This is a genomic window from Shimia sp. SK013 (assembly GCF_001292625.1).
Lineage (GTDB): Bacteria > Pseudomonadota > Alphaproteobacteria > Rhodobacterales > Rhodobacteraceae > Shimia.
On record NZ_LAJH01000013.1, the window covers coordinates 128,190 to 151,283 of the forward strand.

The 23,094-nt window shown below is 58.2% G+C and carries 22 protein-coding genes; 11 read left to right on the plus strand and 11 right to left on the minus strand.

Annotated elements, in window-relative coordinates; translation table 11 throughout:
* Position 1: 1 nt before the first annotated feature.
* From SHIM_RS13005 to SHIM_RS13030, 6 genes are all read right to left on the minus strand, one after another.
* Complete coding sequence (locus tag SHIM_RS13005; protein ID WP_152926546.1) at positions 2-487, minus strand: hypothetical protein; 486 nt, start codon at positions 485-487, stop codon at positions 2-4.
* 48 nt (positions 488-535) lie between these two features.
* The gene (locus tag SHIM_RS13010; protein WP_152926547.1) at positions 536-928 is read right to left on the minus strand and encodes a hypothetical protein; all 393 of its coding nucleotides are present in this window, start codon (positions 926-928) and stop codon (positions 536-538) included.
* Positions 929-1,002: 74 nt separating this feature from the next.
* Positions 1,003-1,659, minus strand: coding sequence for a YggS family pyridoxal phosphate-dependent enzyme (locus tag SHIM_RS13015; RefSeq protein WP_054003102.1), 657 nt, complete (start codon positions 1,657-1,659; stop codon positions 1,003-1,005).
* Between the two features lie 151 nt (positions 1,660-1,810).
* A complete protein-coding gene (locus SHIM_RS13020) occupies positions 1,811-2,692 on the minus strand; it encodes a porin (RefSeq protein WP_054003103.1) in 882 nt (293 codons plus the stop codon).
* Positions 2,693-2,862: 170 nt separating this feature from the next.
* Positions 2,863-3,753, minus strand: coding sequence for a porin (locus SHIM_RS13025; protein ID WP_054003104.1), 891 nt, complete (start codon positions 3,751-3,753; stop codon positions 2,863-2,865).
* Between the two features lie 389 nt (positions 3,754-4,142).
* Positions 4,143-5,051 carry a porin gene (locus SHIM_RS13030; RefSeq protein WP_054003105.1) on the minus strand — a complete coding sequence of 303 codons (909 nt, stop codon included), beginning with the start codon at positions 5,049-5,051 and terminating at the stop codon, positions 4,143-4,145.
* Between the two features lie 291 nt (positions 5,052-5,342).
* Between SHIM_RS13030 and SHIM_RS13035 the strand changes: the two genes are divergently transcribed.
* The gene (locus tag SHIM_RS13035) at positions 5,343-5,858 is read left to right on the plus strand and encodes a DUF3576 domain-containing protein (RefSeq protein ID WP_054003106.1); all 516 of its coding nucleotides are present in this window, start codon (positions 5,343-5,345) and stop codon (positions 5,856-5,858) included.
* An 81-nt stretch (positions 5,859-5,939) separates the two neighbouring features.
* On the opposite strand, the gene SHIM_RS13040 is transcribed toward SHIM_RS13035, so the two are convergent.
* Positions 5,940-7,199, minus strand: a complete 1,260-nt coding sequence (locus tag SHIM_RS13040; protein ID WP_054003107.1) for a glycosyltransferase family 4 protein — start codon at positions 7,197-7,199, stop codon at positions 5,940-5,942.
* A 180-nt stretch (positions 7,200-7,379) separates the two neighbouring features.
* On the opposite strand from SHIM_RS13040, the gene leuS reads away from it, so the two are divergent.
* The 4 genes from leuS (at position 7,380) to SHIM_RS13060 (ending at position 12,350) form a co-directional block, all read left to right on the plus strand.
* Positions 7,380-10,040: a leucine--tRNA ligase gene (leuS, locus tag SHIM_RS13045; protein ID WP_054003108.1), complete on the plus strand. Its 2,661-nt coding sequence runs from the start codon at positions 7,380-7,382 to the stop codon at positions 10,038-10,040.
* Between the two features lie 97 nt (positions 10,041-10,137).
* On the plus strand, positions 10,138-10,632 hold the full coding sequence (gene lptE, locus SHIM_RS13050; RefSeq protein WP_193749920.1) for an LPS assembly lipoprotein LptE: 495 nt from the start codon (positions 10,138-10,140) through the stop codon (positions 10,630-10,632).
* Positions 10,629-11,654, plus strand: coding sequence for a DNA polymerase III subunit delta (gene holA, locus SHIM_RS13055; RefSeq protein ID WP_054003110.1), 1,026 nt, complete (start codon positions 10,629-10,631; stop codon positions 11,652-11,654). Before lptE ends, holA begins: the two co-directional genes overlap by 4 nt.
* Before the next feature lie 102 nt (positions 11,655-11,756).
* On the plus strand, positions 11,757-12,350 hold the full coding sequence (locus SHIM_RS13060) for a glutathione S-transferase family protein (protein WP_054003111.1): 594 nt from the start codon (positions 11,757-11,759) through the stop codon (positions 12,348-12,350).
* 17 nt (positions 12,351-12,367) lie between these two features.
* Here SHIM_RS13060 and SHIM_RS13065 read toward each other — a convergent pair whose 3' ends face one another.
* From SHIM_RS13065 to SHIM_RS13080, 4 genes are all read right to left on the minus strand, one after another.
* Complete coding sequence (locus SHIM_RS13065; RefSeq protein WP_054003112.1) at positions 12,368-13,531, minus strand: TIGR03862 family flavoprotein; 1,164 nt, start codon at positions 13,529-13,531, stop codon at positions 12,368-12,370.
* Entirely contained in the window at positions 13,528-14,841 is a 1,314-nt protein-coding gene (locus SHIM_RS13070) for a mechanosensitive ion channel family protein (RefSeq protein WP_054003113.1), read from the minus strand. The genes SHIM_RS13065 and SHIM_RS13070 overlap by 4 nt, the downstream gene beginning before the upstream one ends.
* 430 nt (positions 14,842-15,271) lie before the next feature.
* Complete coding sequence (locus tag SHIM_RS13075) at positions 15,272-15,889, minus strand: enoyl-CoA hydratase/isomerase family protein (RefSeq protein WP_054003114.1); 618 nt, start codon at positions 15,887-15,889, stop codon at positions 15,272-15,274.
* Positions 15,886-16,638: an SDR family oxidoreductase gene (locus SHIM_RS13080; protein WP_054003197.1), complete on the minus strand. Its 753-nt coding sequence runs from the start codon at positions 16,636-16,638 to the stop codon at positions 15,886-15,888. Before SHIM_RS13080 ends, SHIM_RS13075 begins: the two co-directional genes overlap by 4 nt.
* A gap of 129 nt (positions 16,639-16,767) precedes the next feature.
* On the opposite strand from SHIM_RS13080, the gene SHIM_RS13085 reads away from it, so the two are divergent.
* The 6 genes from SHIM_RS13085 to lpxK all read left to right on the plus strand — a co-directional run bounded on the left by SHIM_RS13085 (position 16,768) and on the right by lpxK (position 23,089).
* Entirely contained in the window at positions 16,768-18,270 is a 1,503-nt protein-coding gene (locus SHIM_RS13085) for a DUF2125 domain-containing protein (protein ID WP_082358390.1), read from the plus strand.
* Positions 18,271-18,392: 122 nt separating this feature from the next.
* Positions 18,393-19,739, plus strand: a complete 1,347-nt coding sequence (locus SHIM_RS13090) for a TldD/PmbA family protein (protein ID WP_054003116.1) — start codon at positions 18,393-18,395, stop codon at positions 19,737-19,739.
* Positions 19,726-20,514: a 3'(2'),5'-bisphosphate nucleotidase CysQ gene (locus SHIM_RS13095; RefSeq protein WP_054003117.1), complete on the plus strand. Its 789-nt coding sequence runs from the start codon at positions 19,726-19,728 to the stop codon at positions 20,512-20,514. Before SHIM_RS13090 ends, SHIM_RS13095 begins: the two co-directional genes overlap by 14 nt.
* Before the next feature lie 102 nt (positions 20,515-20,616).
* Positions 20,617-20,859, plus strand: a complete 243-nt coding sequence (locus SHIM_RS13100; protein WP_054003118.1) for a DUF4170 domain-containing protein — start codon at positions 20,617-20,619, stop codon at positions 20,857-20,859.
* An 8-nt stretch (positions 20,860-20,867) separates the two neighbouring features.
* Positions 20,868-22,088: a 3-deoxy-D-manno-octulosonic acid transferase gene (locus SHIM_RS13105; RefSeq protein ID WP_054003119.1), complete on the plus strand. Its 1,221-nt coding sequence runs from the start codon at positions 20,868-20,870 to the stop codon at positions 22,086-22,088.
* Positions 22,085-23,089: a tetraacyldisaccharide 4'-kinase gene (lpxK, locus tag SHIM_RS13110; protein ID WP_054003120.1), complete on the plus strand. Its 1,005-nt coding sequence runs from the start codon at positions 22,085-22,087 to the stop codon at positions 23,087-23,089. Before SHIM_RS13105 ends, lpxK begins: the two co-directional genes overlap by 4 nt.
* Positions 23,090-23,094 lie beyond the last annotated feature (5 nt).

The following is a 23,094-nucleotide window of genomic DNA, read 5'->3' on the forward strand; positions in this document are numbered from 1 at the left end:
CTCACTCAGGGTACTTGCGTGCCGCTTTGGCCTTTCCAACCACCTTGCCATCCGCCCGTGCTGTCGCGGTCCACTCATAGGTATGTGTGCCGCTCGGTGGACAAGGGCTTTTGTATTTGAACGTCCCCGCAGCCACGCGACCATCCTGCGATATCTTCAGCTTCTTGCTGCCACCATGGTTATAGTTCGGCACGTCCAGATCCTTGATCTTGAACTGCACGGTGGTTGTCCCTGCTGGCAGACCTGTCACGACAAACTCAGGATTACCAACGGTGTTTGGGCGCCCGGTGGTACAGGACTTAATGCCTCCCCAATTGGCAAAAGAGATCTTGAATTCGGCGGCTGCGGGGACTGCCCACAGCGCCACAAAAATTGCTCCGATAAAAAGACGCATTCCTAAAAACTCCACTAGAGACGATACACTCAGAGTATGACCGCTTTTTTTGTATACCAATGACAATTTCGGCGAGAGCTCAATTCCCTCCAAGGCGCCACCACCTCGCAAAACCTTGCGCGAGAAACATCCTGCGCCCTCTTACTCCGGATACTTGCGCCTTGCCTTCGCGTTGCCGCTGATCCGGTTTCCCGCCCGCGCCGTGGCCTTCCACTCATAGGTATTTGCGCCATTCACCGGACATGGACCCCGATAGTTAAACGTGCCTGCAGGGATGCGTCCGTCAGCCGGAACCGGCAATCGTTTGCTCGCCCCGCGATTGGCAGCCGGCACGTTCAGGTTCTTGAAATAGAACTGCACCGTCGTCGTTCCAGCCGGAATATCCGTCAAATAGAACTCGGGATTGGGAACCGACTTCGGATTACCGTTGTTGCAAAACGGGATATCCCCCCAACCGTCAAACCGCAGGGAAAACTCTGCGGACGCCATTCCAGCGCTTACACAAAGGGACAAAACAGCAAAAAGAAAACGCATCATAAAACTCCTGAAACAATGGGGCCGTGTCTAAGTGTTGCATAGACCCCGCCACTGCTCAAAGAGGCGCTTCATCACGTTTGCGTCGGACGCTCTCCAAAGATCGCTGACCCCACACGCACATGCGTCGCGCCCAGCGCCACAGCCCGCTCAAAATCGCCGCTCATGCCCATGCTGAGCCCGTCTAGCCCGTTGCGTGCCGCCATCTTGGCGAGCAGGGCAAAATGCAGCGAGGCTTCCTCGTCTACCGGTGGGATGCACATCAGGCCCACAATCGGCAACTCCAACGCGCGGCACTCCGCGACAAATCCATCCAAATCTTGTGGCAGCACACCCGCCTTCTGCGGCTCTTCACCTGTATTCACCTGAACAAAAAGATCGGGACACGTACCCATTTCCTGCGCCAATCGTGCCAGCGTCTTGGCCAACTTTGGACGGTCCAGCGAATGGATCACATCAAACAACTCGATCGCTTGGCGGGCTTTGTTGGACTGCAGCGGCCCCAACAAATGCACCGAAACGCCCTCGTAAGTCTCTTTGAAGCTAGGCCACTTGCTTGCCGCTTCCTGCACCTGGTTCTCACCAAACACCCGATGCCCGTCTGCAAGCACCTCCGCCACCCGCGCGTCGGGCTGTCGCTTGCTGACGGCGATCAACTGCGTCGCGCCCACCGCGCGGTCCGCATCTGCTTCAGCCTTGTGAATAAGTGCGGTGATTTCGGCAAGCGACATAATGGGCTCCTCAGACAGGGTGTGACGTGTATCTGCGCCCCGCAAACAACACCATTGCCGCCCAAAAGAAAAGCCTCTGCACCCGCTCTTTCAATGCAAAAAGGCAGAGCCGAAGCCCTGCCTTTCGCTATGTGTTTTGATCAAGAACCGATCAGAATTGGAAACGCACACCAAGGTCGGCAAGCGTGGCGCCCAGCTCGTTGCCGTGCACAGCTCCCGCAAGAACCGCGCCGCCCAGAGAGTGTGTGAAGCCCAGCCCCCAAAGAGTGTCAGTGCCGCTTTCGTCATCCGCCACAAAGGCCGTGATGTCGGTGCCGGACCCAACCTGAACAGTGCCGTGCAGGCGCCATTTGTCGGTGCCGTCGTTGTCACCGTAACCAGCGCCAACGCTAAAGTTGCCAAATTCGGCGCCACCGATCAGCAGCAGTTTTTCGTCAATCGCGAGAGGACCGTCCTGATAAGCACCAGACACAAACCAGTTGCTGCCTTCATAAGCCAGAACCAGAGCGGTCAACTCAGTCGAGGAACCGTAGCTCAGGTGGCCCATAAAGCCGCTGTTGGAATAGATGACTTCAGCACCGTTTGAACCACCACCAGCAGAGCTGAAGGCGTCATAGTTGCCGCCGGTGCGGTTTGTGACCGCAACCGCTGTCGGGTCATTAAAGGCCGTCAGGCCAATTTCGCCGTCATACAGGCCGGGCATTTCTTCGATCGCACCCTCGATGTTGCCTGTTGCGAATTCAAAATTGCCAACGCGCAGACCAACACGTGGTGCCGAAACACCGGAAGGTGACGTGGCACTAATACCTTCGTTTTCGCCACGAACGCGAACGCGTGCAAAGAACTCAATGCCCGTGTCGGCTTGAACCGACCCATCGATGTTCAGTGTGAAACGGTTGTGGAGCTTAACCTCATTCGCTGCGGAGTCGTCATAAACGACACCAAAACGGGCCGAGCCGCCAAAGTTGATCTCTGCTGCCGCAACGCCTGCGGACAGAACCAGAGCTGTCGATGTAAGGAGGAGATGTTTCATGGGGAATCCAATAATCTGGGGAGTTCAAAGGAGTTCTTTTGATGAAGACATACTCTCAAAATACGTGCCCTGAGACAACGACCCAAATGCTGCAGGTGCAAAGATGTTGTGCAAAGGCCACAAAAAAGGGGCAGGCCAAGGCCTACCCCAATCTCGAAATGTTGCGTTGATCAGAAGGAGAAACGCACACCCAAATCGGCTTGGTTTTCGCCGTCTTCGTCGCCGACAACACCGCCAACGAGCTCTGCACCACCGAGGTCATGCACAAAGCCCAGACCCCACATGGTTTTGCTGGATGCGATGTCTTCATCAGCAACAAAGGCTGTCACGGCTGTACCGGAACCGACACGAGCGGTGCCGCTCAGACGCCATTTGTCGACGCCGTCGTTGTCGCCGTAGCCGACGCCGATGTCATAGTTGTTGGCGATTGTGACGCCAGCGGTCAGCAACGTTTTGTCTTCGCCAACCATGCCGCCGTCTTGGTAACCGGCTGCAACGAACCATGTGTCGGCGGTGTAAGCCACGTTCACAGCGGTGCGTTCGCTGGTCGCGCTGTGGGACATGTGACCCGAGAACGCGCCGTTGGAGTACAGCACTTCTGCACCGTTAGCACCACCACCAGTGGAGGAGAACGAATCCCAGTCGTAATCGTTGGCGGAGGTAAGAGCCACAGCGTTAAGGTCGCCCAATGCGGTCAGACCCACTTCGCCGTCGTACAGGCCGGGCATTTCTTCGATCGCACCAAGGATGTTGCCCACTGCAACTTCCACACCATTGTAGCGCATCCCCACGCGCGGAGCAGATACGCCACTGTCGTGGGAGCCGCTTGTGTCGTTGGTTTCGCTCTGGATACGGATACGCGCGAAGAACTCGAGACCGGAATCGGTTTCGGTGGTCGCGTCGATGTTCAACCGGAAACGGGTGTGAACGTTAAAATCGTCAGTTGCGGCAGTGGAGTCGTAGAGACCACCAAAGCGAGCTTCGCCGGAGAAGGTGATGTCCGCCGCGGCAACGCCAGCCGACAGTGCAAGCGCCGTAGAGGCGAGGAGTAGGTTTTTCATAACACTTCCTAATAGATTTGGTGTCACGCACTCGCCGGGGTATTCCGACTGCGTGTGCCGCTCTATTTGCAACGATTTAGGGGGCCTTCAATCGCCTTCTCGTGCAGGAAGGGTCGCCTACGATCTGATCGGCGGAAAGTGGATCAGACAGTCGGCAGGACTTCGCCACAATTTGCCAAAACCTGCGGCAAATGTCCGATATCCCACATTTTTGTCCTTAATTCCAATGAACCTGAGATCTCCGACTCAGATCGAAAAGTGACCCGCCTCTCCCGTCGTCCGCACTCTTTGCCTGCGCACTCGGGGTTTCCGACTCACCCACCGGACAAAAGAAAAGGGGCAGAACCGAAGTTCCGCCCCTCTCTATATAAGGTGTTTGTCGTTCTGAATTAGAACGAGAAACGAACACCCAGGTCACCAACGGTCTCGCCGTCAGCTTGACCAGCTACGCCACCGGCCAGAACAGCGCCGCCCAGCGAGTGGGTGAAGCCCAGACCCCAAAGGGTATCTGCGCCAGCCCAGTCTTCGTCTGCGATATAAGCAGAAACAGTGGTGCCGGAACCGAAGGAGTAGGAACCGTTGATGCGGAATTTCTTCACGTCGAACAATTCGTTGTCAGCGTAAGCAGCGCCAACACCGAAGTCACCGAAGGAACCGCCAACAGTCACAACAGTCATGTCGTTGCCAGTCTGGGACTGGTGAGCCGCAGCAACAGTCCAGTCGCCGAAGTTGTAGGACAGGTTGATCGCTGTACGATCGCTACCTTGACCAGACCAAGACAAGTGACCGCCGAAACCAGCGTTAGAGTAGATCACTTCAACACCGTTAGCACCACCACCTGCGGAGGAGAACGAGTCCCAGTTCCAGTAGCCAAGACCTGTGTCTGGATCACCGTAGTTGGTTACCAGGTTGCCCCAGCCAAGACCGGTCAGGCCGATTGCGCCGTCATACATGCCAGGTGCACTTTCCAGCGCGCCCAAGATGTTGCCGGTTGCAACTGTGAAGCCAGCTACGGACATACCAACGCGTGGAGCCGAAACGCCGGAAGCGCCTGTACCGCCAGTACCGGTGTTGCCGCCACGAATACGTACACGTGCGAAGAACTCGATGCCGGAGTCTGTTTCAACAGAACCATCGATGTTCAGAGTGAAACGGTTGTGGATGGCCAGTTCGTCAGTTGCGCCTGCGTCGCCGTCATAGATGACACCAAAACGTGCGGAACCGCCAAAGTTGATTTCTGCTGCAGCCATGCCCGCTGTTGCGATCAGCGCGGTGGTTGCGAAGAGAACGTTTTTCATAGTTTTTCCCTCGGTTTTTCAATTCATGCGCCCAATCCGGAGAATCCCAGAGTGGGTATGGCGACACGTTTCGCTTTTTTGGGGGGCGCTTTGCAAGAAAACCGAAGTCCCGTTTCGCATTGCACACAGAAATGGTGCAGACATGTCACACTCAATTTTCGGGCCTCTCTGACAGGCTCCGCCGCAACAATGCGTATCCAACTGACCTATTGCCAGCCAAGCGACTATTAATCTTGCCCAATGCGGCAGGCTTGGCTAGGACAGTAACAGATTGTTTCTAAGGGCTGGATCATGGACCTACTTCGCCGCACGACAATGATTTTTCTGTTGGGCGCGCTTGCTGCGACAAGCGCCTGTGGAAACCGGAACAAAGGTGCCTCCAATACCACGCACCGAGAACTGGAACGCCGCGACGACGTCGGCAACCCGATTGACGGCCTTTATGCCGACGAAAACGCATCATCGGAGTCCATCTGGAATCTCTTTGGTCCGGACGACAGCGACCTGACGCTGAGCGTGAATAAATACCTCTGGGCCGCCTCCATCGAAGTCCTGAACTTCCTGCCCATCCAAACCGTGGATCCGTTTTCCGGCGTGATCTCAACCGGCTACGGCACACCGCCCGGCGGTGGGCGCAGCTATCGCGCGACCGTTTATATCCGCGACGCCGCTTTGGATGCCCGCTCTCTGAATGTTGCATTGCAAACCCGCGGTGGACGCGCTGTTTCCGAGGGCACCGCCCGCGCCGTCGAGGACGCTATCCTGACACGCGCACGCCAGATCCGGATCTCCGACAGCAAATTCTAACAGCAGACACTGCCGCGACATCCATCGGACCAAAAAAGGCCGCCACATAGGGCGGCCTTTTTGCTGTCTGCACCGGCGTCGTCAGGCCGTCACCTTCCCCGGAGTCATTGCGTAAAGCTGATCGATCCATTGCACTTGTTTCGGCAAGCACTGGCTTTCAAGGTCATACCCCGCCACCGCAAACGCCCGCGCCGCCGCCCCCAATCGGGCGCGCAAGTCCGGGTCTTCCAGTACTTTACACACCTCGGCCACCATCTGGTCGCCGTCAAAAAACGGAAACAAGCGCCCGGTGTCGCCATGGCTGATCACCTCGCGCAAAGGCGCAGTGTCACTCGCCACAATTGGTGCCCCGATGGCCATCGCCTCGATCAACGACCAACTCAGCACAAAGGGATACGTCAGATAGACATGCGCCCGAGTGATCTGCAGCATCGCCAAAAAGCGATCATAAGGCACCTTGCCCAAAAAATGCACCCGCTCCCAATCCGGCGTCGGTATGCGGCCGCGCACTTCGTCGATGTATTTCTGTTTCCACGTCTGTCCTTTGGGTGGCGCAGCGCCATAACTGACCTCATCGCCCCCCACGATCAGAACCTGCGCATCGGGCCGCTCTTTCAAAAGCTTCGGCAGCGCCCGCATGAACACGTGATAGCCGCGATACGGCTCAAGGTTGCGATTCACGAATGTGATCACCTCATCTTTGCGCGTCAGAACCTGCCCGTCCTCCAAGGCAAACGCCGCCTCAGGATCAGGTTTCACTACATTGGTGTCGATCCCGTCATGAATGACCGAAATGATTTTGCGCCACTCCTCGGGATAAGTGCCGGCCTGAAACTCTGTCGGACTAATCCCCAAATCCGCCACGCCGCGATGCATTTTGTTGTTCAAGTTCTTCAAACGCAGGCGGATCGCCTCACTTTCCGGCTCCACCCTCGGAAATTCCGGATCAAACCCCACATCCGTATCTTCGCCGCCATAATAAAGCTCGCAATACAGCCCGATGCGCGCGGTTGGCCACAGATCCCGCAAGAACATCGGCTCTCCCCACCCGGGATGGGCCACAATAACATCCGGTGTGAATCCTTCATCCCGCAACCGCCGCGCCGCCACAAAACAGCTCTCTGCCCGCAGCATCTTGGTCTCAAAATCCACCAGCCACGGATGCAGACCTTTGGACGGTTTGCGTTTGATCTCATAAGGCAGCAGCCGCACACCTTTCCACTCGCCGGGATTCTTCACCCGCAGGGTCAGCGACACCACCTCATGCCCGCGCTCCACAAGCGCCGGTGCCAGATGTTTGAACTGCCCCGGAAAGTTCTGATGGATAAAGAGGATTTTCATGCTGCTCGCCTGCGAAATTGCGCCAATTGAAGCTGTATATCGCAGATTCTCGCACCCGTAAGCCCGCAACGCGCGCATTTTCACGGCTCGGCACTGGACCGCGACGCCAAGCCCGCCTATCACCTTGCCCGAACTGCGCCGCAAATTGCGGACGAGACTCTATATATACAGGTGTCACCCATGTCGCGCTACACACCCGCCGAAATCGAAGCCAACTGGCAAGCCGCTTGGGCCAAGAACGAGACCTTCAAGGCCGTTCGCGATGAAACCAAGCCGAAATACTACGTGCTAGAGATGTTCCCTTATCCGTCGGGCAAACTGCACATGGGTCACGTGCGCAACTACACGATGGGCGACGTGATCGCGCGCCACAAAATGGCGACGGGTCACAACGTGTTGCACCCGATGGGCTTTGACGCTTTTGGTATGCCTGCCGAAAACGCCGCGATGGCGTCGGGCGGTCACCCCAAGGATTGGACCTATTCCAACATCGACACGATGGTCGAGCAGATGAAGCCGCTAGGCCTGTCGCTCGATTGGTCGCGCATGTTCGCCACCTGTGACGTGGATTACTACGGCCAGCAGCAATCGCTGTTCCTCGATTTCCTCGACAAAGGACTGGTCTACCGCAAAAACGCCGTGGTGAACTGGGATCCGGTCGACATGACCGTTCTGGCCAACGAACAGGTCGAAGGCGGCCGCGGCTGGCGCTCTGGTGCTTTGGTGGAACGCCGTGAACTCACACAATGGTTCTTCAAAATCTCCGAGCATTCCGACGAGCTGCTGACCGCGCTTGAAGGTCTGGACAACTGGCCCGCCAAAGTGCGCCTGATGCAGGAAAACTGGATCGGCAAATCGCGCGGTCTGGAATTTGGCTTTGAACGCACCGATGCGGGCGACCCGATCACTGTCTATACAACACGCCCCGACACGCTTATGGGCGCGTCTTTTGTGGGCATCTCGCCGGATCACCCGATCTCCAAAGAACTGGAAGCCGACAATCCAGAACTGGCCGCCTTCCTTGCCGAATGCCGCAAAGGCGGCACAACCGAGGAAGCCATCGAGACCGCGCCGAAACTCGGCTATGACACCGGCATCCGCGTGAAACACCCGCTGAACCCTGATTGGGAACTGCCGGTCTGGATCGCCAACTTCATCCTGATGGACTACGGCACCGGCGCGATCTTCGCCTGCCCCGCGCATGACCAACGCGACTTTGAGTTCGCCACCAAATACACCCTGCCGATTGCTCCTGCATTCGTTGCTCTTCCCGACGATCATGCAAAGGAACAAAAGCAAGATGCACCATCGGACCTGACCATTGGGTTTATGACTTCATTTGACGTTACTGGCACTGTCTTCGACGAAAACAGTAAGTCAGTGCTGACTGAAGCTTTCGTGCCCGGCAAAGAAGAAAAGGTGAAATGGGTCAACCACTTCGCCGGTCTGGACGAGGCCACCGGCCAAGAGGCCATCGACGTCACCATCGACTTCGCCGAAAAGGCCGGTTGGGGCAAAGGCGTCACCAACTTCCGTCTGCGCGACTGGGGCCTGTCCCGTCAGCGTTACTGGGGCTGCCCAATTCCAGTTGTGCATTGTGACAGCTGTGGCGTGGTGCCGGAAAAGAAAGAAAACCTGCCGATCGAACTGCCTTATGACGAAGGCGGCAAACCGATCGACTTCTCCGTGCCCGGCAACCCGCTGGACCGCCACCCCACATGGCGCGACTGCGCCTGCCCGAACTGTGGCGCGCCCGCGAAACGCGAAACCGACACGATGGACACCTTTGTGGACAGCTCGTGGTACTTCGCCCGCTTCACCGCACCCAAGGCCGACACGCCCACCGTGGCGGAAGACGCCGCTTACTGGATGAACGTCGACCAATACATCGGCGGCATCGAGCACGCGATCTTGCACCTGCTCTATTCACGCTTCTTTGCGCGCGCGATGCACATCTGCGGCCACCTGCCGGAATCCGCCAAGGAACCGTTTGATGCGCTCTTCACCCAAGGCATGGTGACCCACGCGATCTACAAGCGCGAAAACCAAAGCGGCCGCCCGACTTACTTCTATCCTGAGCAGGTCGACATCAAAGACGGCAAGGCCTTCCTGAAAGAAGACGGTTCCGAAGTCGACATTGTGCCCTCGGCCAAAATGTCGAAGTCGAAAAACAACGTCGTGGACCCTGTCGACATCATCACCGCCTTTGGCGCCGACACCGCGCGTTGGTTTGTGCTGTCCGACAGCCCGCCCGAGCGCGACGTCGAATGGACAGCCTCTGGCGCCGAGGCCTCTTTCAAGCACCTCTCGCGCGTGCACCGCATCGCCTGCGACATCGCCGAGATGCCCGCAGGCACGGCGCAAGGCGACCAAGAGCTGCTGCGCGAAACTCACAAGGCGATCCGCGATGTGACCCTTGGTGTGGAAAGCTTCGGCTTCAACGCCTCTATCGCGAAACTTTACGGCTTCACCAACACGCTGGCGAAATCCAAGGCCGGTGGCGATGCCAAACGCACCGCTGCACGCGCACTGGCGCAACTGATGGCGCCTATGACGCCCCACCTTTCCGAGGACATCTGGCAGATGCTCGGCGGCGAAGGCCTTGTGGTCAACGCACCGTGGCCCGTCGCGGACGAGGCGATGCTGGTCGAAGCCGAAGTCACCCTACCGATCCAGATCAACGGCAAACGCCGTGGCGAAATCACCGTTGCCAAGGATCTGCCGAAAGAAGAGGTTGAAAAACTGGCGCTGGCCCACGAAGCTGTCTCCAGCCGGCTGGAAGGGGCCCAGCCTAAGAAACTCATCGTTGTCCCCGGCCGGATTGTGAATGTCGTCATCTAAATCGTTTCCCGTTATGAACAAAATACAGCATCGGTTTTCTGCGTTTGCGCCAAAGGCGAAAGGCAGCGAAAAACGATCCCTTTCTAACGGGACAACGATGAACCGACGCGGCTTTCTTCTGCTCACCGCAGCCGCCGCCCCCACGTTGGCGGGCTGCGGCTTTGAACCTGTCTATGGTACCCAAGGCGCCGCATCCGGCCTTCTGGATCGGATCGCCATGGATGAACCCAACGACAACAACAGCTACCTTCTGGTGCGCGAACTCGAAGACCGGCTTGGCCGCACCTCTGGCGGCGAAACTTTTGGCCTGTCGTACTCTGTCGCCACCGAAAGCAAGGCAGTGGGCAAAACAGTCGCTCAGGTCACATCACGCTTTGATATCTTGGGCGAAGTCACCTACGCGCTGCGTGATCTCGACACCAAAGAGGTGCTGACCACCAACACGATCAACAGCTTTGTGGGCTATTCTGCGAGCGGCTCCACCGTGTCCGAGGTCGCAGCCGAGGCCGATGCCTACGAGCGTCTGATGGTGGTCTTGGCGGACCGCATCGTTGCCGAACTGCAAGCCTACGCGACCACCAACGCCCTATGAAGCTCCCCAGCCGCGACGCAAACCGCTACTTTGGCAAACCCGATCCAGACCGCACCGGCGTTCTGATCTATGGGCCAGACGCCATGCGCGTGGCGCTAAAACGGCAGGAATTGATCGCCGCCCTGATTGGCCCGCAAGGCGAAGAAGAAATGCGCCTGACCCGCATCCCCGGCGCGGATCTGCGCAAAGACAAGGCCAAGCTGCACGACGCCGTCAAGGAAATCAGCTTCTTCCCCGGCCCCCGCGTGGCCTTTGTCGAAGACGCAAACGACACCGCTGCACCGGCAATCCTTGCAGCGCTAGAGGATTGGTCGCACGGCGATGCGCAAATCGTCGTGACCGCCGGTCAACTCAAGGCCAGCTCAAAAATCCGCAAAGCCTTCGAAAACCACGCCCGTACTTATGCCGTGGGCATCTACAACGACCCGCCCAGCCGCGAGGAAATTGAGTCCGACCTAACCTCTGCCGGTCTGAAAAACATTGAGCCAGAGGCCAAGACGGACCTCTTCAATCTGTCGCGTGAACTCGATCCCGGAGATTTTCGCCAAACCGTCGAAAAACTCGCACTCTATAAACTCAACGACGACCTGCCGGTCACCAGCGATGACGTCGCCGCCTGCGCGCCCGTTTCCACCGAGGCCGCGCTTGACGACATTCTCAACATCGTCGCCGAAGGCCGCGCCGAGGAACTCGGTCCGATCCTGCGCAAGCTTCAGGCTCAGGGCACCAACCCCGTGGCGCTTCTGATTGCCGCCACCCGCCACTTCCGCGCGCTTTATACCGCCGCCTCTGATCCCGGCGGCGCCTCTGCCGGTATCGCCCGTATGCGCCCGCCAATCTTTGGCCCCCGCCGGGACCGCATGCTGCGTCAGGCCTCCGGCTGGGGCGCACCGAAACTTGAACAGGCGCTCACCGGCTTGACGGATACGGACCTGAAACTGCGCTCTGCCGGCCAACACGCCCCCGACATGGCGCTTGTGGAACGGTTGTTTTTGCGCATGGCCATGCTGGCCCGTCGCTAGCGCTCAAGACACCCAACCCCAAGACCGAACGTCACCGATCGCAACCAACGCTTGTGCAACCCTCTCGCCCTTGGCACTCTGCCGCCAACAGGGAGGATCACTATGTATGACGTCATCGGAAGTTCCACCAGCCGCGCCTTTCGCGTGATGTGGATGCTTGAGGAACTCGGCCAGCCTTACACCTACATCCCAGAGCAGCCGCAAAGCGACATGGTCCGCGAACTCAACCCCTCCGGCAAAATTCCCGTTCTGCGTGACGGTGAGGCAGTGATCACCGACAGCACTGCGATCCTCACCTATCTCGCGGACAAACACGGCGCGTTGACCTATCCCGCAGGCACGCTGGAGCGCGCTCATCAGGACAGTCTCACGCTGATGATCCTGGACGAGATCGAAAGCCCGCTCTGGACCGCCAGCCGCCACAGCTTCATCCTTCCAAAAGACAAGCGCGTGCCCGAGGTCAAAGACAGCCTGAAATGGGAATACAGCCGCAACATGAAAACCGTCATGTCCCGCAGACGCGGCGCCTACATGATGGGCGACATGTTCACCCTGCCCGACATCATCCTCACCCAATGTGCCACGTGGGCCAAAGTCGCGGGCTTCCCGACCGACAATGAGGATCTGCTTGCTTATATTCAGGACACCCGTGCACGTCCGGCGTTTCGAACCTTGCTTGAGAAAATCAAAAAGTAATTCTGGGCGGGGCGGCTTTATGCGGCTGGCGGTCTGGACAGGTATTTCACCGCCCCGTCGCCCGCCCAGCGCCCCGTCGCCAAACAGGCCGTCAGCAGATAGCCGCCCGTCGGCGCCTCCCAGTCCAGCATTTCACCGGCGGCAAAAACGCCGGGACGGGCCGTCATCATCAGGCTCGCATCCAACGCATCAAATCGCAGACCGCCTGCTGTGCTGATTGCCTCGTCCATCGGACGCGGCCCTAAATGCGTGACATGCAATGCCTTGATAACCGACGCCAAATCCTGTGGCAAAGGCCGCGCAAACTCCATCAACAACGCAAGCTTCTCTGGCGGCAGCTTCAGCGCCTTGCGTAAAAAGTTCGTCAGGCTGGCCTTACCGCGCGGTTTTGCCAACTTTGCCCGCACCGCGTCCAACGACATGTCGGGCAGCAGGTCCAGCGTCAACGCCTGCCCTTCCCGCATCATACGCGACACGGCATAGATCCCACCGCCTTCGAGACCCCTCGCCGAGATCACAAACTCTGCGCGCACGCGGTTTGCGCCCACCTGCAGCTCTACGTTTTTTACGGGCGTGCCAAAATGCTTGGCCATATGCGGCGACCATTCGACTTCAAATCCCATATTGGCCGGTTGAAACGGCGCGACCGGCGCATCAATCCATTCCGCCCACGCCCCGTCTGACCCCAATCGTGCCCAGCTGGCGCCGCCACAAGCCAACACGCAGACCTTGGGCATAATCTCCTGCACGCCCTCGGGCGTCTCAAAACGATAGGCGCCCCCAATCCAGCGCCATCGCGTCCGAACCTCTACACCCTGCGCATCCAGTCGCCCAAGCCACGCCCGCAACAGCGGCGACGCCTTCATCGCTTTGGGAAACACCCGCCCGGACGAGCCGGTGAACATCTCCTGTCCCAGCCCTTCGGCCCAAGCGATGGCTTGCGTCGGCCCAAAGGCCTCCAACATGGGCCGCAACACTGGTGCGGCCTCTTCATATGCATTTAGGAAAGCCTCAAACGGCGCATCTTTGGTCAGGTTCAAGCCCGACTTGCCCGCCATCAGAAACTTGCGTCCCACAGACGGCTTGGCCTCGGCCACCACCACGGAATGTCCCGCAGCAGACAGCACATCTGCCGCCATCAACCCCGCAGGGCCTGCCCCTATCACCAATACGTCGGTCACGACGTGGGCAAAGGCGTTTTGAGTTCCACAACCCGATGCGGATAAGGGATCTGGATGCCTTCGTCCTTGAGCGCATTCCAGATTAGAAACAGCACATCGGACAGGAATTTGTTCTTACCGTCATCAATGCCTTCGACCCAGAACTCCACCGAGAAATCCACACCGCTGTCGCCAAACCCTCGCAATTCGCAATCCGGCGGAAAGGGTTTGTCCAGCACACCGGGATGTTTGGCCACAGCCGCCTCGATGATCGCAGGCACACGGTTGATGTCGGTGTCATAGCTGACCGAAAAGTCCGCTTCATAGCGATTGGCAGACCCGCTGTCGGAATAGTTCACCACCCGTGTGGTGATGAAGTCTTCGTTTGGCACCACGATCCAGCGCCCGTCGTAGGTTTCCAGAATGGTCGCCCGCGCAGTCATTTTGATGATCGTGCCCGCCTCGCCCCCGTCCAGTTCAACATAATCGCCGACCGTGGCTTGCCCTTCGAGCAGAAGGATCACACCCGAGATAAAGTTGGACGCAATTTTTTGCAGACCAAAGCCAAGGCCAACGCCAATCACACCGGTCAGAACCGCCAGCGACGTCAGCGATATGCCCATGATGTTCATCACCAACAGGAAGGCGACGCCAAAGATCGCGATCTCTATGGTTTTGGCCGCCAGCTCGCGCATGGCGGGGCGCATCTCATCCTGACTTTTGATAAACTGGCTGGACTGATCGTTGGACCACCGCCCCAGCCAGAAAATCGCGCCTGCCACCAGAACAAACCGTATGGCAAACAACACCGAGAACGACAGATTGCCCAGCGGCACCACTGTCGTGTCCAGATAGGCCATGACCTCATCCAGAATGCCCAGCGCATACAGACCGGCAATCGGCACAAGGATATACCGCCCCAGAACGTTCATCACCGGATCTTTGATGATTTCCTTCACCAGTATGCGAACCGCGAGGAACAGGAACACTCGTTTGCCAAAGGCAATCACCGCGCCTGAACCAAACATCGCACGGGTGGCGGTCTCTCCAACACCAATGAACGCATAGGCCAGAAGCGGCAAAAGAAGCGGCAGAAACATCGCCACAAACCGGCGCGCTCGCGCGAGATAAGTCTCCGCGTCCGCCGCCGGCGTCAGCATTCTGCTGAGCAAAGGACGCAGCTTCTTGGCCACAAACAGAGCCGCAACATAAGCCACCACCAACAGCGCGAATTGCGACCACGCGGCGGGCGACAACAGCCAGCCCTGCGCAATGTCCCAAAGCGCCGCAAGTTTCTGCAACGTCTTGTCGACGATCACTGAACTTTCCATGAGTGTCCCTCTAGCCTACCCTGACAGCCCTCTTGCCCGCTTGGCGGCTGCAACTCAATGGGGAACACCGGGGAAAGTATGACGCGTGACCTCACCGAAGCAGAGATCGTCCTGCTTTTCATAACCCGACAGTGCCCGACTTTTGCTGCCAGAACCATTCGTCCAACGGCATCCTCCCGTCCCTTCGGGTTGGGCGTGGCCGGGCTGCGCCCGGTACAAATGGGGCTATGCCCCTCGCGGCTATGCCGCTCACCCCAAGGTATTTCGGGAACAAAAAAGCCGAGAGTGCGCGCGTTGCGGTCACATTTGATCACAGCAAAACTGGCGAAATTGGCACCGACGCAATACCGACGTCGTACAGACGCATTGCCGAATACTGATTCGCTGTGACTTTGCCATTGGTTAACCGTGCTCTGAAAACGTCGTCAGCCTACTGCCCGTCGCACAGTGCCTTGATACCCGCCGCGATCTCGGGTTTGGCCGCAAGGGTGTGTTCCGCAATAGCGCGGGCCTCAGCAAGCAACTGATCGCGGTCTACCAGCCGGTCTACCAGTCCAAACGAGAGCGCGTCGCTCGCCGTGACTTTCTGACCACCCATCAGGATCAGCTTTGCCCGCGCCGGACCAATCAGCGCTGCCATACGGGCCGGATCCGACGGCTGTGGCAGGAACCCAAGCTTCATCACTGGATAGAAAAACTTTGCCTCAGGCACCGACAAACGGATGTCACACGCCAGCGCCATGCCCATCGCACCCCCAGCAAGTGTGCCGTTAAGCGCCGCGATCGTCAGTCCCGGCAAGCTTGCAATGGCACCTGACAGCCGCTCCCAGACCTCGCTGATGGCGAGGCCCGCCCGGGCCTCCTCCAAATCGGCGCCGGCCGAAAAAATCTTGCCTGTTCCAGTGATTACCAACACACGGGCCGCTTGTGCACTCTCGGCAATTTCTGCCAATTCAGTCAGCATCGCAAGGGTCAGCGAGTTCGCCTTATCGGGGCGGTTGATGGTCACCACCCACAGCCCCGAAGGCTCCTTGATCAGATCGATCATATGAGGCCAACCTTGCGGCGAATGTCTTCATCGCGCAGGGAAATCTCGTCGCCCAACCAGCCATCGGCCTCAGCTGAACACATCCAAAGCAAGCACTTTGCCGGCCATTCCGGTGGCACGTGGTCTGTCCACTCCAGTTTGCTAACCGGATTAATGCCGCTTGCTTTGATCTCACGCTGCATTTGCGTGGCCACCGTGCCGGGGCTCAGGCCAATCGCACGGATGCCTTTATCGCCTGCTTCCTTGTGCACACACTGGGTCAACATGTTGACCGCCGCCTTGGAGGCACAATAGTGGCTCCAGGCCTCAACCGGTCCATGTGCCGCGCCCGAGCTGATAGTCAAAATCGAGCCGCCGCCAGCCTTTTCCATCAATGGCATTACAGCCCGCAAACCGTGGTAAACGCCTTTGAGATTGATGTCGATCACCTGCCCCCATTCGGCTGGATCTGATTGATCCAAATGGGAAATTGGCTCCACCACACCTGCGTTGTTGATCAGGATATCCAAGCTACCAAACTTGGCCACAGCCGCAGCAACAGCGGCCTCGACTTGCGCATAATCAGCCACATCGCAGGTAACCGCCATCGCCTGAGCGCCGATGTCGGCCGCAATCGCCTCGATCGCGTCGCCCCCGCGCGCGGTCAACACAACATTGGCGCCCGCCGCAGCAAACACCCGCGCTGCACTCTCGCCAATGCCGCGACTCGCGCCTGTGATCATCACTGTTTTTCCGGATACATCAGACATATCGTTCTCCTGCATTCTGTTGCGTCCAAGTGCTACTGTGCCAGCAAGCGATCGTCCAGCCTTTCGCCTTGACGATCGCCCGCGTTCAGCAGACCTTTGGAAGGTCATATTTATCGAGGATCATTCACCATGCGTATTTTTCCAGGCCATCGAATGCTTGCCAGCACTGCAGGACTGGCGCTATTGTGCGGGCCAGCGCTGGCCGATGTTACGGCTCAGGACGTCTGGACCAATTGGCAAGCTTACATGAAAGAAGCCGGCTATGATCTGACCGCGTCAGAAGAAGCCGGAAGCGGCGTTCTGGTGGTCAAGGACGTCGAGATGCGCATGGCGATGCCCGAAGACGATGGCCAAACCTCCCTGACTATGCGGGAATTGTCGTTTGTGGAAAACGGTGACGGAACCGTCTCCGTCTCGGTGTCCAACAATCTACCGATCAGCTTTGCCTTTGATGATGGTGACGAAGATGTGGCCGCCACGCTTGTGATGTCTCACCAGGGGTTGACAACTGTGGCCTCCGGATCACCCGAAGAGATTGTTTACACCTACGGCGCGGTCAATATTGCCCTGACATTGCAGGACTTGATGGTTGATGGCATGCAAGTCGACGATCTCGATGGCGAGGTCGCGGTGGCCAATTTGGCAGGCACCCAACACGTCTCAATTGGCGAGAACTTCTTCAGCAAGGATGCGATAACCGCAGAGAAGCTGAGCATTATGGTCAAAGGCATCGATCCCGACTCCGGTGGCAATATTGACCTCACAATGGCCTTGGTTGGTCTTCAAGGACGATCCGAAGGCACCCTGCCTTTTGGCAGCTTCGCAGGAAGTCCCTCCGCGATGTTTGGTGAAGACCTAAGCCTGTTGTCCAGCTACACCATGCAAAGTGCTGCTTTGGCCGCTGCTTTTGAGGACGAAGACGGCCCCGGTCAGATCAATCTCACGACTGGTGCAGGCGCAAGCGATATCGAAATGAACGACGAGCTGATGTCTTATAGCGGCGAGATTGCCGATATAGAGACAACTGTCATGGCGCCGGATGTGCCACTGCCAATCGATGTGTCCTTTGGCGAGTTGGGATACGATCTCAATGTGCCGCTCAAGGCGTCCGAAGAGGCGCAGGACTTTGGCCTAAGCCTTAAATTCAACGATATCAGCCTGTCCGACTTCTTGTGGAACATGTTTGATCCGGGTGCGGTGTTGCCGCGTGATGCGGCATCATTGTTGGTTGACTTGTCTGGCCGCGCCACCTTGTTTGAGGACCTTGTCTCACTGGACGAAGACATATCGGACATTCCCGGTGAAGTGAACGCGGTGTCCATCGATGCCCTTATGCTAAGCGCTGCAGGCGCCGACATCTCCGGTACAGGAAGCTTTACCTTTGACAATTCCGACATGGTTTCCTTTGACGGTTTCCCGCGGCCCGAGGGGGCCGTTGATCTAAAAATCAACGGTATCAACGGATTGTTGGACAGCCTGGTCACAATGGGCCTTTTGCCTGCGGAACAAGCCATGCCGGTGCGTATGATGTTGGGCATGTTTACTGTGCCACAGGGCGAAGACCAACTGACCTCGCGCATTGAAGTGAACGATCAAGGTCACGTTCTGGCCAACGGCCAGCGGCTAAAATAAGTTCACCAACTGGCAAACGCAAAACCCTATGAGAGGCTGCATTTTGCAGTCTCCATTTTGGTGGCGACTTGCGCTGTAAGCCCGCGCGGTCTAACTCAGTTCAAACACCCAGTGAGGACACGATGGCAGACACCCCCAAAGCCCTGACCCAACAGCTTTTGGACGCAGCCCGCGCCGCAGGCGCCGATGCCAGCGACGCCATCGTTGTGTCTGGCACGTCTCTTTCCATCGAAGTGCGCGCCGGCGCGCTGGAGCAAGCAGAACGCTCCGAAGGTCTGGATCTGGGTCTGCGGGTTCTGGTCGGGAAACGGCAAGCCAACGTATCGATTTCCGACGCCCGCCCTGACGCCATCCGTGAGATGGCGGAACGTGCGGTGGCCATGGCAAAAGAGGCACCCGAGGACCCCTATGTCGGCCTCGCGGACGCCGATCAGCTTGCCACAAACTGTGACTCTGATGCGTTGCAACTTGCAGACCCCTCTGCGGAACCGGATCCCGCCGCGCTTCAACAAGACGCCCTCGCAAGCGAAGCCGCTGCGTTGGCTGTGGACGGAGTCACACAGGTTCAATCTGCAACCGCAGGCTATTCCGCCAACGATGTCTGGCTGGCGGCCAGCAACGGATTTTCCGGCGGCTATCGCCGCACAAGCCGTGGCACCTATTGCACGGCCATCACCGGCACGGGCGACGCGATGGAACGTGACTATGATGGCGACAGTCGAGTGTTTCAAACCGACCTGCGCACGGCCGCCGAAATAGGCCAATCCGCCGGTCAACGGGCCGTCGATCGCCTGAACGCTCGTCAGCCGCAAACCGGTACATTTCCGGTTCTGTTTGATGAGCGCATCTCGAGCTCTCTGCTTGGCCACCTTCTGGCCGCCGCAAACGGCGCCACTGTGGCGCGCGGCTCCGGGTGGTTGCGCGAGAAACTTGGCGAACAGGTTTTGCCTGCGACTATATCGGTGATCGAAGAACCCCATCGGCCGCGCGTCACCGGCTCTCGCGTTTTTGACGCCGAGGGCCTACCCACACGTCGTCGCGCCATCTTCGAGAACGGCGTGCTGACAGGTTGGACGCTGGATCTCGCCAATGCCCGCAAGCTTGGCATGACATCCACTGGCAACGCTGCGCGTGGCGTGTCCGGCCCGCCCTCACCTTCCAACTTTAACGTGTCAATGTCCCAAGGCGACAAGACCCGCGCCGAGTTGTTGAAAGACATGGGCACAGGCCTTTTGGTCACCTCGATGATCGGCTCTACCATCAACCCAAATACCGGCGACTACTCTCGTGGTGCGTCCGGTTTCTGGGTCGAGAACGGCGAAATCACTTTTGCGGTCAACGAATGCACCATCGCCGGAAATCTCCACGAGATGATGCGCTCTCTGATCCCTGCAAACGATGCACGTTTGCATCTGTCGCGGCCTGTCCCTTCATTGTTGATCGAAGGACTCACCCTTGCCGGCGCGTGATCTTCAACTCCTACTAGATGCCGCACAAGAGGCCGGTCGTATCGCCATGCGCTTCACTGGACCCAAAGCCGAAACCTGGCACAAACCAGACGGCGCTGGCCCGGTAACCGAGGCCGACCTCGCTGTGAACAATATGCTGGAAGCCACGCTGCGTGGCGAGCGCCCCGACTATGGCTGGCTCAGCGAAGAAAGCAGCGACGGACCAGAACGCCAAGACGCCGAGCGGGCTTTTATCATCGATCCTATCGACGGTACCCGCAGCTTTATTGATGGCTCCAGTACATGGGCGCATTCGCTTGCGATTGCTGAACACGGCCAGGTCACTGCCGCCGTTGTTTATCTGCCGATGCGCGACAAAATCTATGCAGCCGCACTTGGCAGCGGCGCGACAATGAACGGTGTGCCGATCACTGCCACGGATCAAGAAAAAATGACCGATGCAAGCGTGTTGGCTGCTCGGCCCGTCATGCATTCAGACTTTTGGCGCGACAAGGCACCGGCTTTCAACCTCGGCTACCGTCCGTCGCTGGCTTACAGGCTGGCGCTGGTGGCGCAGGGGCGATTTGACGCCATGCTGACGTTGCGCCCGACATGGGAGTGGGACATTGCGGCCGGCGACTTGATCCTGCGCGAGGCCGGTGCAGCTGTGTCTGACCGGATGGCGCAACCACTTGTGTTCAATAAACCCGACCCGCGGTTGAACGGTGTGGTCGCCGGAGGCGCTCCGTTGCACCGTCGGATATGCGATGCACTTGCTCCCGTTGATCCTCTGTAGCTTAGAGACCAGATTGTGGGGCACAAAACAGGTCTGCCCTTGAGGCCCGCAGCTAACACGATTAGTTTGCCCAAGAACCCAGCTTCTCAAAGGAGATCCACGATGGCGCAACGCTTGCACCTTGTTTTTGGTGGTGAACTAATCGATCCGACCAAAACAGCTTTCAAAGATGTGGACGACATCCACGTAGTTGGCATTTTCCCTGACTACCAATCGGCTTATGACGCATGGAAAGCTGAAGCACAGCGCACCGTGGACAACGCCCATATGCGGTACTTCATCGCCCACTTGCATCGCTTGCGCAACGAAGCCACCGAAGCTTCCTCCACCGAAGAACTCGGTTAAAGCCGACGATGCCGCGCTCACTCGGGCTGACAGCATATCTTGCATTTGCCCGCCGCCAGCCGCGCAGGTTCAAACCGAGTACAACTGAACGTCCCAAAGGGGAGCTTATCTGGCTTCACTGCTCAGATCCGGCTCGTGTCCGCAGCCTTGCTCAACTGGGTTTGCGGTTGGCCCATTTGCGGGATGACACACAAAAAGTCCTAATCACTACGGCAGGCGATGCTTTGCCAGCGCATAGCCTGCCGGCAGGTGCAATCTGGCAAAAGTGCCCCGGCGAGAACCCGGAAGACATCCGGGATTTTCTTGAATACTGGCAGCCGGAATTGTTAATTTGGCTTGGTAAATGGCTTCGACCGGCCCTCATTGTTGCAAGCTCTGAACGCATGCCCGCGATGCTTTTGGAACCCGGATCTCCGATGCTTGAAAACAAACGCTGGCGGGTCGGCCCCGAACCAATCCGGGCCACACTCGCGCGTTTCTCTATCATTCTTGCAAACACGCCGGCGGGCGAGTCCCGCCTCCGATCAATGTTGCCGGAGAACGTACAGGTGCGAGCCAGCGGAGAACTGACCGAAGAGGCCCCAGCTTTGAGTTGCGTAGTCAGCGATCTCGAAGATCTGCGCGAAACTTTGGCCGGAAGGCCTGTTTGGTTGGCGGCTCGGGTGCAACCCGAAGAGATGCCTGCGGTCTTGACCGCTTACAGAGCCGCGTTGCGTCTTTCACATCGCCTGCTTCTGGTGGTGGTGCCTGACTCTCCGACGCAAGTCGCGGCAATTGACCGCCAGATCACCGACCAAGAATGGCGCGTGGCTTATTGGGATGATGGTGTATTCCCGCAACGGGATACACAGGTTGTGCTCGCGGAATCGGCGCATGAACTGGGGCTTTGGTACCGCATTGCACCTGTTAGTTTTGTGGGATCATCACTGGTTTCCGGTCACGGCGGTCGCGATCCCTTGGAACCCGCCGCGCTCGGTTCTGCGGTGCTTTATGGGCCCTCGGTGCGCAACCATCTGGACAGTTACACACGCCTTGCCAATGCGGGCGCAGCGCGCATTGTGCGGGACGCCGACAGCCTTGCCACGGCCCTTATTCAACTAGCCGCGCCTGATCAACTGGCGACTATGGCACATGCGGGCTGGCAGGAAATTTCTCAAACTGCAGAGGTCACCGATACCATCGTCGCCCACGCCCAGAGATTATTAGACGAACAGGAGGCCGCGCCTTGAAACCCCCTATCTTCTGGAGCAATCCGCCGAGCGCGCCGGGCTGGCAGTCTACGTTGCTGGCCCCTCTTGGAAAGCTATATGCTGCGACCACCAGCCGTCGTCTCGCCCAGGTATCAAATGCCTATCGCGCGCCGGTTCCGGTGATCTGTATCGGCAACATCAATGCCGGTGGCACCGGCAAAACTCCGACAACCATCGCGCTTGTTCAACACCTCCAATCCAAGGGCTTTTCTCCGCATGTTGTTTCGCGTGGGTATGGCGGAAGCTTGGAGGGACCAGTCGAAGTTCACGAGCGCACTCATCGCGCGGACCATACCGGCGATGAACCTCTGTTGCTTGCCGCTTTTGCACCCACATGGGTGGCCAAAAACCGCGCCGCGGGCGTCAAAGCGGCGGCGGAAGGCGGAGCTAAGATTATCTTGCTCGACGATGGTTTTCAGAACCCGTCTGTTGTCAAAGATGCCTCCATCGTGGTCGTGGATGCCCAGCGCGGCTTTGGCAACGGACACTGCATTCCCGCAGGACCGTTGCGCGAAACGGTAACGGCCGGCCTTGCACGCGCAGATGTTCTATTGTCGATCGGAAGCGCAGCTGCACAAGAAGCATTTTCAGACACATGGGGTCACGCCATCTCGCGGCCCCATGTGCGCGGCGCCCTAAATCCGCTGCCAACAGGTATGGACTGGACCCAAACACCGTTTCTTGCGTTTGCGGGGATTGGCCATCCTGAAAAGTTCTTTGCCACCTTGCGCGGGCTTGGTGCGACGCTTTTGCACTGCGAGGCAATGGCCGATCACCAGCCATTTTCGCGTCAGCTTTTGACGCGCCTCTCGATGGACGCCAAGCGTTTGGGCGCGCAACTCGTGACGACAGAAAAGGACGCGGTGCGCCTGCCACAAGACATGCGTCACGACGTTCTGACATTGCCCGTCAGACTTGAATTGGAAGACTGGTCAGAAATAGACGCGCTACTGGAGCGCGTTGTTCCCGGGCAAAGCTAACCCCA